Annotated in this window: 11 protein-coding genes; 4 read left to right on the top strand and 7 right to left on the bottom strand. The window is 64.1% G+C overall.

Annotated elements, in window-relative coordinates; genetic code table 11:
- Window positions 1-10 precede the first annotated feature (10 nt).
- The 5 genes from AC51GT_RS03160 to AC51GT_RS03140 all read right to left on the bottom strand — a co-directional run bounded on the left by AC51GT_RS03160 (window position 11) and on the right by AC51GT_RS03140 (window position 7,300).
- On the bottom strand, window positions 11-511 hold the full coding sequence (locus AC51GT_RS03160; protein ID WP_496323920.1) for a hemerythrin domain-containing protein: 501 nt from the start codon (window positions 509-511) through the stop codon (window positions 11-13).
- A 91-nt stretch (window positions 512-602) separates the two neighbouring features.
- Window positions 603-1,328 (bottom strand): ABC transporter ATP-binding protein, encoded by a 726-nt coding sequence (locus AC51GT_RS03155; protein ID WP_496327819.1) that lies wholly within the window; start codon window positions 1,326-1,328, stop codon window positions 603-605.
- Window positions 1,325-4,102: an ABC transporter permease subunit gene (locus tag AC51GT_RS03150; RefSeq protein ID WP_496327818.1), complete on the bottom strand. Its 2,778-nt coding sequence runs from the start codon at window positions 4,100-4,102 to the stop codon at window positions 1,325-1,327. Before AC51GT_RS03150 ends, AC51GT_RS03155 begins: the two co-directional genes overlap by 4 nt.
- A 55-nt stretch (window positions 4,103-4,157) precedes the next feature.
- The gene (locus tag AC51GT_RS03145; RefSeq protein ID WP_496327817.1) at window positions 4,158-5,402 is read right to left on the bottom strand and encodes an ABC transporter substrate-binding protein; all 1,245 of its coding nucleotides are present in this window, start codon (window positions 5,400-5,402) and stop codon (window positions 4,158-4,160) included.
- Between the two features lie 161 nt (window positions 5,403-5,563).
- Window positions 5,564-7,300: an HNH endonuclease signature motif containing protein gene (locus AC51GT_RS03140; protein WP_496327816.1), complete on the bottom strand. Its 1,737-nt coding sequence runs from the start codon at window positions 7,298-7,300 to the stop codon at window positions 5,564-5,566.
- 206 nt (window positions 7,301-7,506) lie between these two features.
- Between AC51GT_RS03140 and AC51GT_RS03135 the strand changes: the two genes are divergently transcribed.
- Both AC51GT_RS03135 and AC51GT_RS03130 read left to right on the top strand, forming a co-directional pair.
- Window positions 7,507-8,289: a DUF5995 family protein gene (locus AC51GT_RS03135; protein ID WP_496327815.1), complete on the top strand. Its 783-nt coding sequence runs from the start codon at window positions 7,507-7,509 to the stop codon at window positions 8,287-8,289.
- 43 nt (window positions 8,290-8,332) lie between these two features.
- Window positions 8,333-9,424 (top strand): YihY/virulence factor BrkB family protein, encoded by a 1,092-nt coding sequence (locus AC51GT_RS03130; protein ID WP_496327814.1) that lies wholly within the window; start codon window positions 8,333-8,335, stop codon window positions 9,422-9,424.
- Here the strand turns inward: AC51GT_RS03130 and AC51GT_RS03125 are convergent.
- Window positions 9,412-10,104, bottom strand: a complete 693-nt coding sequence (locus AC51GT_RS03125; protein WP_496327813.1) for a phosphodiesterase — start codon at window positions 10,102-10,104, stop codon at window positions 9,412-9,414. The genes AC51GT_RS03130 and AC51GT_RS03125 overlap by 13 nt on opposite strands.
- Window positions 10,105-10,342: 238 nt before the next feature.
- Between AC51GT_RS03125 and AC51GT_RS03120 the strand changes: the two genes are divergently transcribed.
- A complete protein-coding gene (locus AC51GT_RS03120) occupies window positions 10,343-10,786 on the top strand; it encodes an Hsp20/alpha crystallin family protein (RefSeq protein ID WP_496323912.1) in 444 nt (147 codons plus the stop codon).
- A gap of 318 nt (window positions 10,787-11,104) precedes the next feature.
- Entirely contained in the window at window positions 11,105-12,121 is a 1,017-nt protein-coding gene (locus tag AC51GT_RS03115; RefSeq protein WP_496327812.1) for a zinc-binding alcohol dehydrogenase family protein, read from the top strand.
- 33 nt (window positions 12,122-12,154) lie between these two features.
- On the opposite strand, the gene AC51GT_RS03110 is transcribed toward AC51GT_RS03115, so the two are convergent.
- A complete protein-coding gene (locus AC51GT_RS03110) occupies window positions 12,155-13,045 on the bottom strand; it encodes a universal stress protein (RefSeq protein WP_496327811.1) in 891 nt (296 codons plus the stop codon).
- Between the last annotated feature and the right edge of the window lie 5 nt (window positions 13,046-13,050).

Below are 13,050 nucleotides of genomic sequence, written 5' to 3'. Positions count from 1 at the left end.
GCTCACGACATCATTTGATCACGGCGTCGATGGTCTTCTTCAGCGCGGACGGCTGGGCAGGCGAATGAGGAGCCTTCTCCTTCAATTCGAGGAGTTGCTCGCCGATCTCCTGCAATTCTTTGCGTCCAAGGGCCTTTCGGACCTCCGGAAACCATTCGTCTTCCTCTTCCTCGATGTGGTGTTCCACGATCTCGATGAGGACCGTCGTCTTGGCGTCGAATCGCTCGTCTGAAGGGGTCATGCCGGCCAGTTCCATCACCAACAGATCCGCCACATGATGCTCCTCGTACGATTCCAAGATGTCGTCCTCGACATCAGGAACCGCTTTGCGCACCGCCGGATACATCCCCTCGTTCTCGATGTAGGTGTGAACCGTCAGCGCCTCGATGATCTTGGAGACAATGTCGGCCTTGGTCTTGGCCGCATTCGGACCGGCATTCCGGAAGTCGTTGAACAGCTTTTTGATCGCCTTGTGGTCCTCTTTGAGGATGACGATTGCATCTGTGGACATGTGAGATCTCCTCGGGCTGGTGGACGGTGACGTGACGCCGATACTCGAGAAGTGCCCCGCCCCGATGCGCGCCAAACACCGAATGCCGAAGTCACCGCGCGGGCGATTGTCCGAGGTAGGCCCGTTCTATTCTGCCCACATCTTGTGACAGCACGGCGGCGTCGTCCTCCAGGTTCACCCGACCATGGACCAGGACAACAGCTCGATCAGCTATCCCGAGTGCAAGACGCACATGCTGTTCGACCAGCATCACCGCAGTCCGCTGGGTCGACGCGACGTCCCGCAGGACGGCCAGTATCGAATCGACGACAACGGGCGCCAACCCCATACTCAGCTCGTCGATGAGAAGGACCCTGGGGCGCTGCACCAGCGCCCGGCCGATCGCGAGCATTTGCTGCTCACCGCCCGAGAGCTGACCTGCCGCGAGGTTCAAACGAGGTTCGAGGGCCGGAAAGAATTGCAGGACTTCATCGATGGCGGCTCTCGCCGGTCGGCCCCGCTCCCGGATGGCAAGCCGCAGGTTCTTCTCAACCGACAACTTCTTGAACAACGCGCGATCATCGGGCACCAAAACCATTCCCCGGCGCACCGCGGCACGCGGATTGCCGGACCCGAGCTCTTCGTCCGCCAACGTCACCGAGCCGCCGAGTCTGGGCAACAACCCGGCCAACGTCATCAGCAACGTCGTCTTGCCCGCACCGTTCGGTCCGAGAAGAGCAACGATCTCCCCTTCCGACAGCACCAGATCCAGCTCACGCACGCACGGGCTCGACCTGACGTAGCCGGCATTCAGACCGAGACAGGACAGGACGCTCATGTTGACACCTCATCGGTTGCGGTCGAGCCCTGGGCCTCCACCGATTCGTCGGTTTCCCCGGCCGGAGAGCCGAGGTAGGCGCGAATCACCGCATCGTCAGCCCTGATCTCGTCGGGCGTCCCGGTGGCGATGACCTTGCCGAGGTCGAGCACGATGACGCGATCGCAGATGCTCAGCACCAATTCCATGTCGTGATCGACAAGCAGCATCGTCGCTCCCATCGCACGAGCCGCCTGCAAACGCTCACCGAGCCATCTGCTCTCGGTGGTGTCGAGCCCCGCTGCCGGCTCGTCCAGCAGTGCGACGGCCGGACGACCGGCGAGCACCCGGGCCACCGACACCAACTGCCGCCGGCCTTGTGAGAGATCCGCCGCCGCAACGTCGGCCAGGTGTTCGATCTGCAGCAACCGCAGAACCGCGCCCACGGTCTCCGACGTGTCACCGTCACCGCGGACCGCGCCGACCGTCACGTTCTCCGCAACCGATAGTTCGTCGTAGAGTTCCAGGTCCTGGAATGTGCGACTCAGTCCGAGGCGGCTTCGGCGGTGCGGCGCGAGGCGTTCGATCTGATTGCCTTTCAAGGTGACTCGACCGCGCGAAGCGGCGAATCCGCTGATGGCATCGATGAGCGTGGTCTTTCCGGCACCGTTTGGTCCGATCAGGCCGACGATTTCACCAGACCTGAGTTCGAAGCCGACGTCGTCGACGGCGCGCACCGGACCGTATTGGACACTCACCCCCTCGACCGCCAGAACCACCTCGTCACCGATCCGGGTGGAAGGTGCCAGGGCACTCTCCTTGTCCTGCGACGACGAGGGATCATCTGCAGGCAGCCGCGGAACCCGCTCTGCCAAACCAGGGATCCGGATCCGATGCAGGTACCCGGCAAGCCCGTCGGGTGTGGTCACCACGACGACCACCAGCAAGATGCCGCTCGTGAGCATGTAGTACTCGCCGAAGCTCAGATAGCGGTCCGAGATGTAGAACATGAGGCCACCGGGCGCCAGGATCCCGGCGAGCAGAGCACCCGACACCGAGGTCACGCCGGCCACGTAGAAGACAGCGAACAGACCGATACCGGCAAACACGTCGAAGCTGCCCGCAGTGGCCAGCGTCTGCTGATAACCCAGAAGCGCTCCACCGAGTCCGGCCACAAAGGATGCGACCGCGAACGCAAGGAGCTTCGTCATCCCGACGTTGATTCCCGCAGCGGCTGCCGACCGTTCATTCGCACGGACGGCCAGCATCGAGGCACCGAGCCCACTGCGCCGCAGACTCGCGACGCCGAGCGCAACCAGGACGAGGAAGACCAGGCAGACCAGTCCGAATGCGAACCGCGGATAGCCTTCACCGGCCCCGATCCCGAGGTCGATGCCGAACAGTGTGGGTGGTTTGATCGCAGCGCCCTGCATACCGCCGTTGAAGGTCGGATTGCGAAACCAGAAGGCCTCGAGAAAGACCGCAAGGGCAAGGGTCGCCACCATCAACGGCAGGCCGCGGACCCGGAGCGCCGGAAGCCCCACTGCGATTCCGATGCCCATCGCGACCAGCGCCGCGAGGATCGGGGCGATGGGAAACGGGATGTCGAGGTCGGTGGTGAACCGGGTCAGGCTGTATGCGCCGACGCCGGCAAGGGTGAGCTGCGCCAGCGAGACCTGTCCGGCATACCCGGTGATCACCACCTGGGACAGCGCGATGATGCCGAAGATCATCGAACAGACCACCGCCAGCCGGATGCTCCCCGAGGTCAGCAGCAGCGCGATCACGCCGGCCCCCAGACCGGCGGCCGTGCCCAGCAGCAGGCGCCGCGGACGGGGCGACCGTCCGAGATCCTGCCGAGTCACCGCACCCCGACCCGGTAGCGGCTGCCCGCGGACCAGAAGGAACACCAGGATCAGCAGCAACGGAACGGCTTCGGCCACGCCGGCCTGAGGGAACCAGTCGATCGTCGCCTGGAGATTGGTCGCCTCGGATTGCACCATCCCGATCACCAGCCCGGCGCCCACGGTCAGTGCCACACTCGAGAAATTGCCCACCAGTGCCGCGGCGAGCGCCGGAACGATGAACATCGAATAGGCAACCGGATTGAGCGGGACGATCGGCGCGATGACCACACCACCGATCGCAGCGACCGCCGATGACAGGGCCCAGTTGCTCACCGCGATCCGGTCCGGAGACAGTCCGGTGACCAGCGCCCCCTTCTCCGACTCGGCCGCCGCCTCGGTCTCCAGTCCAAACCTGGTGTAGCGCAGGACAAGCCCGGCGCAGACCGCCAAGGACACAACCACCACGGCCAGCCACAGGCGGTCGGTCGGGACCACGTTGTCGCCGATCGACAGTGTGTCGAGCTCGAAGATGGGACCCACGGTCGGTGTATTGGTACCCACGCGTAGGGCGATCAACGCCTGGATCACCAGCATCAGGCCGATGGACGCGACCGCTTCTGCCAGCGCCGGCGCGGCGCGCATCTGACGAAACACGATGAGGTAGAGGATGACTCCCAGAATCGCCGAGATGACCACCGACAACGCCATCGCGGGAAGCAGACTCCACTCACCGCCGAGATCGATCCTTGCCGGCAGACCCGGAATCGGGTTGAGCAGCTCACCCTTTCGCAGGAAGGCGTAGGTGTACGCCGCATAGAGGGCCACCGCGCCGGTGGCGAAATTGACCACTCCGGAACTCTTGAACGTCATGACGAGCGCGAGCCCCAGAGCGGCGAAAACCGCCCCGTTACCCAGGCCGAGAAGGAGGAACGAGAAGTGCTGTGTCATCAGATGTCCTCGATCGGGGGCCGCAGAACCAGACGCGACCCCCGATCCGCTAGATCTAGCCGGTGTTGACTGCGACGGTGTTTTCGAATGTCCCCTCAGCGGTGACGTCGCTGACGAGAATTCCCTTGCTGCACAGCGCCCGAAGCGGCGGGAACGCCTTCCCATCGCAGGTGAAGGTCAAACCCGGTGCCGCAGGGAACGGAAGATTCTGTGCCGATGCCAGTGCTGCCGTGAACTGCTCGGCGGTGACCGGTCCGGTGAGCGACTTGCCGACCTCTGCCATCGACATGACCACCTGGTAACCGGTGTAACCGATGCCGGCGGGATCGGTCTCAGGGGCGTACTTCGCCATCACGTCCTTGTAGAGCGTGACCGACGGATCATCTGAACTCAGGTTGACGGTGGTGAAGGCCTTTGCCCCGGTGATCGTCTGCAAACCAACACTTTCGGTCACCTCCTGGTCGACACAGGTGGCAATCAGGTACTTCTGCAGCGTCGGTGCCGCGGTCTGCAGGGCTTTGAGCCCGGTGATGCACTGCGACGAGTCGCCGAGGATGGTGACGGCGTCGGGCTTGTTCTGCAGGCCGGCGGTGATCTGCGGTGTGGGGTCGGCGGTTCCGGTCGGGATCGTGACGACGTCCAACTCGATTCCTGCCCGACCGAACAGTGGATCGCCGAGGGCCTTCACCGATGCAGCCGCGTCGCCGCTGTCGCCGACGAAGACGGTGAATTTCTTCACGCCTTCCTGGGCGGCGACGGTTGCCTGACCGGTCATCACCGCGATGATCCCGCCCGAGAGCATGAAGGAACCGGGCGAAACCATCTCCACCTGCGAGACCGGGGCCTGCGCCACGTACGGAATGCCCGCGCCGGTGATGATCGGCAACATCACGGCCCCCTGTGCACCGAGCGGCGTGACGACTGCGGCAACCTTCTGCTCGACCATCTCGTTGGCGCACTTGGTCGCCGACGCCGGCTCCTCTGCCTGTTCGCAGACGACCAGATCGACCTTGTGTCCGCCGATACCGCCACCGTTGTTGTTCAGGTACTCCGCGGCGGCCTCACCACCCTCACGAACCATGGGCAGATTGACGGTGCCGCCTTCCGGCGCGATGAATCCGAGTTTGATCGGCTCGCCCTCCGGCACATTCGACGGCAGTGAAACGGCCGCCGCATCCGCGTCAGTCGATCCGGATGACGAGTCGCTGCAGGCCGTGACCAACCCCAGCAAAAGTAGGGAGGCTGCGCCGTAGAGGGCAACGTTGCGAACGTTGCGCCGTCGTGACCGTGTGGTTTTCAAGTGAGGTCCCTTCAGAGATAAACCGCAGCTGACCAGGGCTATTCGGGGTCGGCAAGAAATCGAACGGCCGAGGAATGGGACGGCCGTACGAGCTCTGGGCAGAACTGTAACGCGTTATAGAACGCCGAAATCGCGATTCGACCAAACCGGACCCTCGTCGCCTAGTAGGTCGGCGGTGGTTCGTTCCTTCCTCGCTCTTCGCAGCGTTCCCGGTTGAGTTGCTCTGCCAGTTCGCGCTGCCGGCGGTTGGCGAATCGTTCGTTCTGTCGGCGTGCGTGTTTGGCAGCGGTGCGCGGCTGCGATCTTGGCGGTGACGTTGACGGCGATGTTTTCGGTGAGCCGCGTTGGTTGTCGAAGACGATCAACCTCAACGTCGGAAAGAGATCGTCGCCGGTCCAGCCCGGGCCGTGATAGTTGCGGCGCTCGGGTGTGGTGAAGATCAGCCGGGGCCTTCCCGTCCGAGGGTCGGGGTACTGGTCATCGAGCCAGTCGCTGTACGTCTTGAGCAGGTGGTGAAACCGGCACAGCGTCTTCATCTCTGAGGGATGGGTGCAGCCACCGGCCTCGGGGTCGTTGTGGTTGTACTCGCAGGTGTGGTCCAGATCAGCACCCCAGGCCTTGTGCTCGCAGCCGGGCCACATGCAATAGACATCCCGGATCCGGAGGTAGGTGTCCAGGACGACCGAGGGCCGGTACTGGTCACCGGGTTGGGTCGCCGGCAGCGGAATCACCTGAGGGAACGGCGCCGCGACGATCGCGCTGCCATTGCCGACGCTTCCGGCTGGTGGGTTCTGCGGTCCACGCATGTACACGGTCGGCCGCTTCGGCTTCGGCGTCTCCGGCTCGAGCGGCTCGGGTTCCGATTGCGCTGGTTCGGGCTGAGGCTCGGGCTGCACGATAGCGGGTGCAGGTTTGTTGCCCATCGGCCGCTGTACCGTTTCCGGGCGGTCCGCAATGTCACGAACATGATCGCCGGATATGACACCGTGTCCGTCCATGAAGCCTGGATTCTCGGCGCGACCATCGACGGTGGCCTGATCAGCGATCACATGCAGGACGATCTTCACATCCACACCCGTAACCACCTGTCCGGCAGGAACGGTGACGATCTCAGCGGTGCAGGGATGCTTCGGATCATTCGGGCATTCACACATGAACTCACGGCCCATCACCGTGGCGAACAACGCATCAGCCATCCGATCAGATTTTCTCCGCGGATCAGCCTTACACGTGGCCATCGCCAGCTTCTCCAGCCGCGCCATGATCAACGTCAATTCCTCGGCCGTGGAATGGGCGTCCAGGACCGCCATGCCGTGTTCGGTGTTGTTGGCCCACACCCCACGATTGTTTTTCGCATCCTCCCGGTTCTTCCGAACCAGATCCGGATCCCGACGGAAGATGATGGCATCGACCATGTCCCGCATCCGGGACTTCGACCACGACCCCCGCCGACCCAGCGCTTCAGCGATCCCACGATCGATATCGGCCATGTGGGCTGAGCCCTCGATCAACTCGGTCCGGGCGATGATGTCAGGAATATGATGCGCAGCGATGCGGCCGGCTTTCAACAATTCATTCACCGCCGGCAGGCGATCGCGCAACGCCACCCCGCGGTTGATCTGCAACTCCGCGGTCCGCTGCGTCAACCCTTGTGCCGCAGATAATCTCGCCGCACACTGCGCGAATGGATCCAACGCCCGCATCTCTGCCTCGGTCCCGGCAGTGGGCTCAACGAGATGTCGGTGCAGCATCGCCGCAGCGGCGTACCGTTCCCACTCCATCCGCGACTGCTGGACCATCGCGAGCTCGGTGTTACGCAACAACTCGTTGACACCCAGCGACTCGACAGGACCGATTTCGTCGTCTCCACCTGCATCTTCGATCTCCCCCTCGAACATACATTTGAGTCTAAAGCAGGGGTACGACACGCCTCATGTCGTTCACCGCACCACGTTTGAGCCACATCTCAGATGGGTAAGCGCAGCCCATGACACGACGGTTCGGCGTTGCCATCAGCACTCTTGTGGTTGCAGTCGCGACATCGATCATGCCACTCGGAGCGGGCGTCGCGTCCGCCTCGCCGAGCACTGCGTGCGGACAATCGTTGTCGGACAACGATATCCGCCGGATCACGGAGCTGTCCGACACCGCAGATCAGAACGAGGCCACGCCCCTGGCCCGGTTGGACGGCGCAATCGCCGACCTCCGGTCGATCACCGAGATCCTGACCGAGCGCGGTGATCGTCGGGGCCTGTTCGCGGTGGGGCTGTACAGCGTCGAACGTGATGCCGTCACCCCGCTACAGCACAGCCAGAACGCCTTCGACCATCCCCGATGGGCACCGGTGATCAGCCTGGCATTGCTCAACCGGTTCCTCGACGCCCTGCACGCGGAGTTCACCGGCGCGGTCGCGCCGCCCCAATGGCAGCACTACTTCGACCTCACCCGCGACTGTTCCGCCTCACCCGCGCGAACCGCGATGGTCGGTTACAACGCTCACCTGACGGTGGATCTCGCCTACGCCGTTGCCGATGCACGCTCCACGCCGGCACAGGCCCGCGACTACTTCACCATCGTCGACACGATCGCCATCCACGGCGACTCGATCGTCAACGACACCACAGCGGCATACGGACCGGCCGCCGACCTCGGTCCCCTGTTCCGGTTCTACTTCGTCGGCGAAGGTCTCGACCGTATCGTCGGCGCAGGCGTCGCGACTGATCCGATGCTGCGTGCTGCCGACATCGGCTACAACGTGCTGACGTTCACCAACGGGTTGAATCTGCAGAACCCCGCCACAGCTCCGGGACCAAGCAACACCATCACGGCGCTGTGGCTCACCGCCGACGAAGCGTTCACCGCCTTGACCGAGCTCGATCTGCTCTGAGGGTCCGCGGTTTCATCAGCCCCCGGCGCGGGTATCTGTGGGCATGGCCAACACACGCGATCGCGAACCGTTCGCAACCTCGACACCTGATCCCGACGATCCGCGCAAACCGGATTCGCCGACGGATCTGACAAAACCGTCGTTCCTCTTTGTTCTGCGGAAGGTGATCCGCGAGTTCTCGAAGGACCAGTGCACGGACCTCGCGGCAGCACTGACCTATTACGCGGTTCTGTCGCTGTTCCCAGCGCTCCTGGCCATGGTCTCACTCCTCGGCATCTTCGGGCAGGGCCAGAAGACGGTCGACTCCGTCCTGCAGATGGTCGATGACCTCGGGCCCTCGTCAGCGGTCGACACGCTGCGGGGTCCGGTGGAGCAGCTCGTCAACGCCCCCTCCGCCGGCTTCGCGTTGGTCATCGGTCTACTCGGTGCCCTGTGGTCGGCGTCGGGCTATGTCGGCGCGTTCGGCCGGGCGATGAATCGCATGTACGAGGTCGAAGAAGGACGACCGATCTGGAAGCTGCGGCCGTGGATCTTGCTGGTGACGCTCGTGGCGTTGCTCATGGCGGCAGCTGTTGGTCTGATGCTCGCGATCAGCGGTCCGGTTGCTTCCGCGATCGGGGACACCATCGGGCTCGGTGACACCGCGTTGACGATCTGGAACATCGCCCGCTGGCCCGTGGTCCTGGTGTTCGTCGTCCTGACGGTGGCGATCCTCTACTACGCCACGCCGAACGTGAAACAGCCGAAGTTCCGGTGGATCAGTGTGGGAGCCGGGGTCGCCATCCTCACCTGGATCGTCGCCTCAGTGCTCTTCGCCCTCTACGTGTCGAACTTCAGCAGCTACAACAAGACCTACGGCGCACTCGCCGGAGTGATCGTCTTCCTGCTGTGGCTGTGGATCACCAACCTGGCCTTGCTGTTCGGAGCCGAGGTCGACGCCGAACTCGAGCGTGGCAGGCAGTTGCAGGCCGGACTGGCGGCCGAGGAATCCATCCAGCTTCCGCCCCGCGACACCACCGTGTCCGACAAGAACGCCGAGACCGACGCGAAGTTCGTCGAGCGCGGAAGGCACTTGCGCGCCACCCACGGCGATGCCGGTGGCGACGGCAAACCCGAAAACACTCAGTCGTCCTGACCCCGGCGCCCTTCCCGGCTCTGCCGATAGGCCACTTCTCGGAGCCGCCGCAGCCAGCCGGGCCCGAGGCGCACGCCGTGCGTGGTGTTCACCGTGGGATCGAAGCCGATATCGGGATGAGCCGCCGGGTCCACCGTGGCAGTCAGGGTCAGCTGCGCCAGCGGCGTGAACCGGCTCCGGAATCGGGCCTGTTCGATGTCGAAGACCAGGCCATCTCGGTTTATCCGATCCGCATATTGGTCGAGGGACATACCCGATTCCGGTTTCGGCGCCGGCGACTGCACGCGCGCCCGCAGCCACCAGCTGCCCGACTTGTGGTCCAGCGGCTGCAACGTCGTCAAGACGGCGGTGTCCAGCGAACGCGCCGGAAACGGAACGAGTGTCGACCAACCGGTACGCCCGAGGGCGCTGGCCAGAAGCACGTCCCAGGGCAACTGGTCGCCCTCACGGGGTTCCATGCGGAATGCCAAGCCGAGTACGTCGGGAAGGGCACCCGGGGTTCCGACGCCCTTCGAAATGCGAGCCAGCACATCCCCGGTCGTCAGGGGAAGTCCGACATCGTCATCGGTACGCCTGACCAATGTGCCCGTGGCGAGCACGCCGCGCGGGTGGAACAGCCGTGCACCGCGGGCCGCGGCGCCCACCCTGATCGGGAGCGCGGCCAGATCAGCTGGCTTCATGACTCTCCTCGACTGACTCCTGACGAACAGTGCCTTCTCGTCGGCGTCCCGCCGGCGTTTCGAAGGATGCCCAGCGGCGGTGATTTCGAAACCTTCGGACCGAACCTGGTGCGCGGGTACATAACTCGCCGAAATTGGGTCTTGTCACTCTGGCGGGCCGAGTGCTAAATATGAAGAGCACAGTGATTTGGACGCCCGCCAGGGAGGCGGGCCGCGATGATGTAGGAGGTGGGTTGCTGTGCTCCGATTTGATCCTTTCAACGATCTCGATGCATTGACCCGTGGGCTGTTGGGAACTCAGGCAGGTTCGCCTCGCACACCACGATTCATGCCGATGGATCTCTGCAAGATCGATGACCATTACCTGTTGACCGCCGACCTTCCCGGTGTCGACCCGGGATCAATCGACGTCAGCGTCGACAACGGGGTGTTGACCCTTTCGGCGCAGCGGTCGGCCAGTTCCGGGGACGGTACCCAGTGGTTGACGAACGAACGATTCTTCGGAAGTTACCGCCGCCAACTGTCTCTGGGTGACGGTATCGACGCGGCCGGCATCACCGCACACTATGACAACGGCGTCCTCTCGCTCACGATCCCGGTCGCCGAAAAGGCCAAGCCCCGCCGTATCGAGATCGGTCATTCGGATTCCCAACAGTCCATCGAGGCCAGGTCCTCCGGCTGAGACACTCTCTCGCGCTGGGCAGTCCGCGTTCCCGAACTTCCGGGGGGTCGTGAAGCAAACCTGTTCAACTGAGAGGAGACGACTTGAATCCAACCGAACAGACGGTCGTGTGGCCTGATCCCAGTCCTCTGGACAACTGGTGGGCCAGTGTGATGACCGGCGACGAATAAGTCTGTTCATATACCTCCGCAGGCTGTGCCGCCCGGATCCTCCCGAGGTCCGGGCGGCACAGTCGTATCAGCACATCGCCGCGCGTACGATCGCAGACAAGCTGTAGCTCCCCCACCGACAAGCCCTTCGGGGCCGGAGGTAGACCAGATGCGCGCGTGGCGAGTCAGAACCCCGGGCCCTGTCGACGATTCACCGATCGAATGGGTGGACGAGCCCCGGCCGACCCCGATCACCGGTGAAATCCTCCTCTCGGTCGAGGCCTGTGGGGTCTGCCGAACCGATCTCCATGTCACCGAAGGAGACCTACCGGTGCATCGGCCCGGCGTCGTCCCCGGTCACGAGATCGTCGGACGGGTCGTGGAGATCGCCCCCGACACCGCCACCGACTTCCGAGTCGGCCAGCTGGTCGGAGTCCCATGGCTGCGATACACGTGCGGGATATGCAACTACTGTCGCCGAGGTTCTGAAAATCTCTGTCTGAGTTCGCTGTACACCGGGTGGGACCGCGACGGCGGTTATGCCGAGTACGTGGTGGCCCCCGCCGACTACGCCCTTGCGCTACCCACGGGTTACACCGCGACCCAACTGGCCCCGCTGCTATGTGCCGGGATCATCGGCTTCCGGGCATTGAAACGGGCCACACTGCCACCGGGTGGACGTCTGGGTCTATACGGTTTCGGCGGCAGCGCGCACCTGGTGGCGCAGGTCGCATTGCACCTGGGCGCGACCCTGCACGTGATGACCCGTGGCCAGGAGGCACGCGACCTCGCTCTCGAACTCGGAGCCGCCTCGGCCCAGGGCGCCTATGACCAGCCACCGGAACCACTCGACGCCGCAATCGTGTTCGCTCCCGTCGGCGACATGGTTCCCACTGCGCTCGAGGCGCTCGACCGAGGCGGAACCCTGGCACTGGCCGGCATCCATATGAGCGACACACCCGCCCTCAACTATCAGCGACATCTCTTCCACGAGAAGAACATTCACAGCGTCGAAGCGAACACTCGGGCGGACGCCCGCGAATTCCTCAACTTCGCCGACGAATACGAACTGCAGATCGAGACAACCGAATACCCACTCGACCAGGCGCCCACCGCGCTACGAGACCTCAAGGCCGGACGATTCGCCGGCGCAGCCGTGCTGCGACCGGCGCTGCACCAGGACTAGATCGACCTCCTATGCCGCCCGGCGGCAACGCATTCATCGAGCCGTGGGCACGATCATGACCGGCGTCTGCACTGTGTGGAGCACGGCCTGACTGGTGGAACCGAAGAGCATCGTCGGCAATCCCCGACCGCCACGGCTTCCCATCACGATCAACTGCGCCTGATCGGCTTCACGCACCAGATGACGTACCGGTCGGTCCCGCACGGTTTCCCGACGGATCCGCACATCCGGGAACTGCTCCTGCCACCCGGCCAGGCTCTCGGCGAGCACCACATCGTCGACGGGGTCGGTGGGCAGCTTCGGGTCGGCCAATCCACCCGAGCCGGCATGAGCGGGATCAAAATCGATCAGGGCATGAACCGCAACCAATTCGACGCCGCGAATCGATGCCTCGGTCAGTGCGTGGGCCAGCGCCGGCTCACTGTGGTCGGTGCCGTCGACTCCGACCACCACCGGCAACATCGACGGCAGCGCGGTGTGGTCACCCGACTTCACGACGGTGATCGGGCACCGCGCGTGGGTGACGACCTCGGTACTGACCGATCCGATGAGTCCGCCGGCGAACTCGCCGAGCCCACGGGAGCCGACCACGAGCATCACCTGCTGCTCGCCGAGTTTTCGCATCACGTCCGCGGTCTCGCCCACCTCGATCGCGGTGTTGACCTCGAGATCAGCGGCACCGGCAGCCTGCCGCGCCGCCGCAGCCGCCGTTTCGAGGGTCTGCTCGGTCTTGCGTCGGAGAATCTCCGAACGGTCAGATCTCAGATTGATCGCATCGGCCAAGCTGGGCAGTCGTTCCCGCATCACCGTGACGATGGTCAAAGGCAAGCCCCGAAGTGCGGCGTCAAAAGCGGCCCAGCGCACCGCCTCGAGAGAATGCTCCGATCCGTCGACACCGACGATGATTCGCTGAACCTGCGACATGACAG

It is taken from the genome of Williamsia sp. z34 (genome assembly GCF_059553395.1).
The sequence above is the reverse complement of the archived record's forward strand: the minus strand, read 5'-3'. Positions and strand labels throughout refer to the sequence as shown.

Bases quoted from the DNA above. Each gene is read 5' to 3' on its own strand.
- AC51GT_RS03115 (WP_496327812.1), top strand. From the start codon at position 11,105: ATGCGCGCGTGGCGAGTCAGAACCCCGGGCCCTGTCGACGATTCACCG.
- AC51GT_RS03140 (WP_496327816.1), bottom strand. From the start codon at position 7,300: ATGTTCGAGGGGGAGATCGAAGATGCAGGTGGAGACGACGAAATCGGT.
- AC51GT_RS03155 (WP_496327819.1), bottom strand. From the start codon at position 1,328: ATGAGCGTCCTGTCCTGTCTCGGTCTGAATGCCGGCTACGTCAGGTCG.
- AC51GT_RS03150 (WP_496327818.1), bottom strand. From the start codon at position 4,102: ATGACACAGCACTTCTCGTTCCTCCTTCTCGGCCTGGGTAACGGGGCG.
- AC51GT_RS03160 (WP_496323920.1), bottom strand. From the start codon at position 511: ATGTCCACAGATGCAATCGTCATCCTCAAAGAGGACCACAAGGCGATC.
- AC51GT_RS03125 (WP_496327813.1), bottom strand. From the start codon at position 10,104: ATGAAGCCAGCTGATCTGGCCGCGCTCCCGATCAGGGTGGGCGCCGCG.
- AC51GT_RS03110 (WP_496327811.1), bottom strand. From the start codon at position 13,045: ATGTCGCAGGTTCAGCGAATCATCGTCGGTGTCGACGGATCGGAGCAT.
- AC51GT_RS03130 (WP_496327814.1), top strand. From the start codon at position 8,333: ATGGCCAACACACGCGATCGCGAACCGTTCGCAACCTCGACACCTGAT.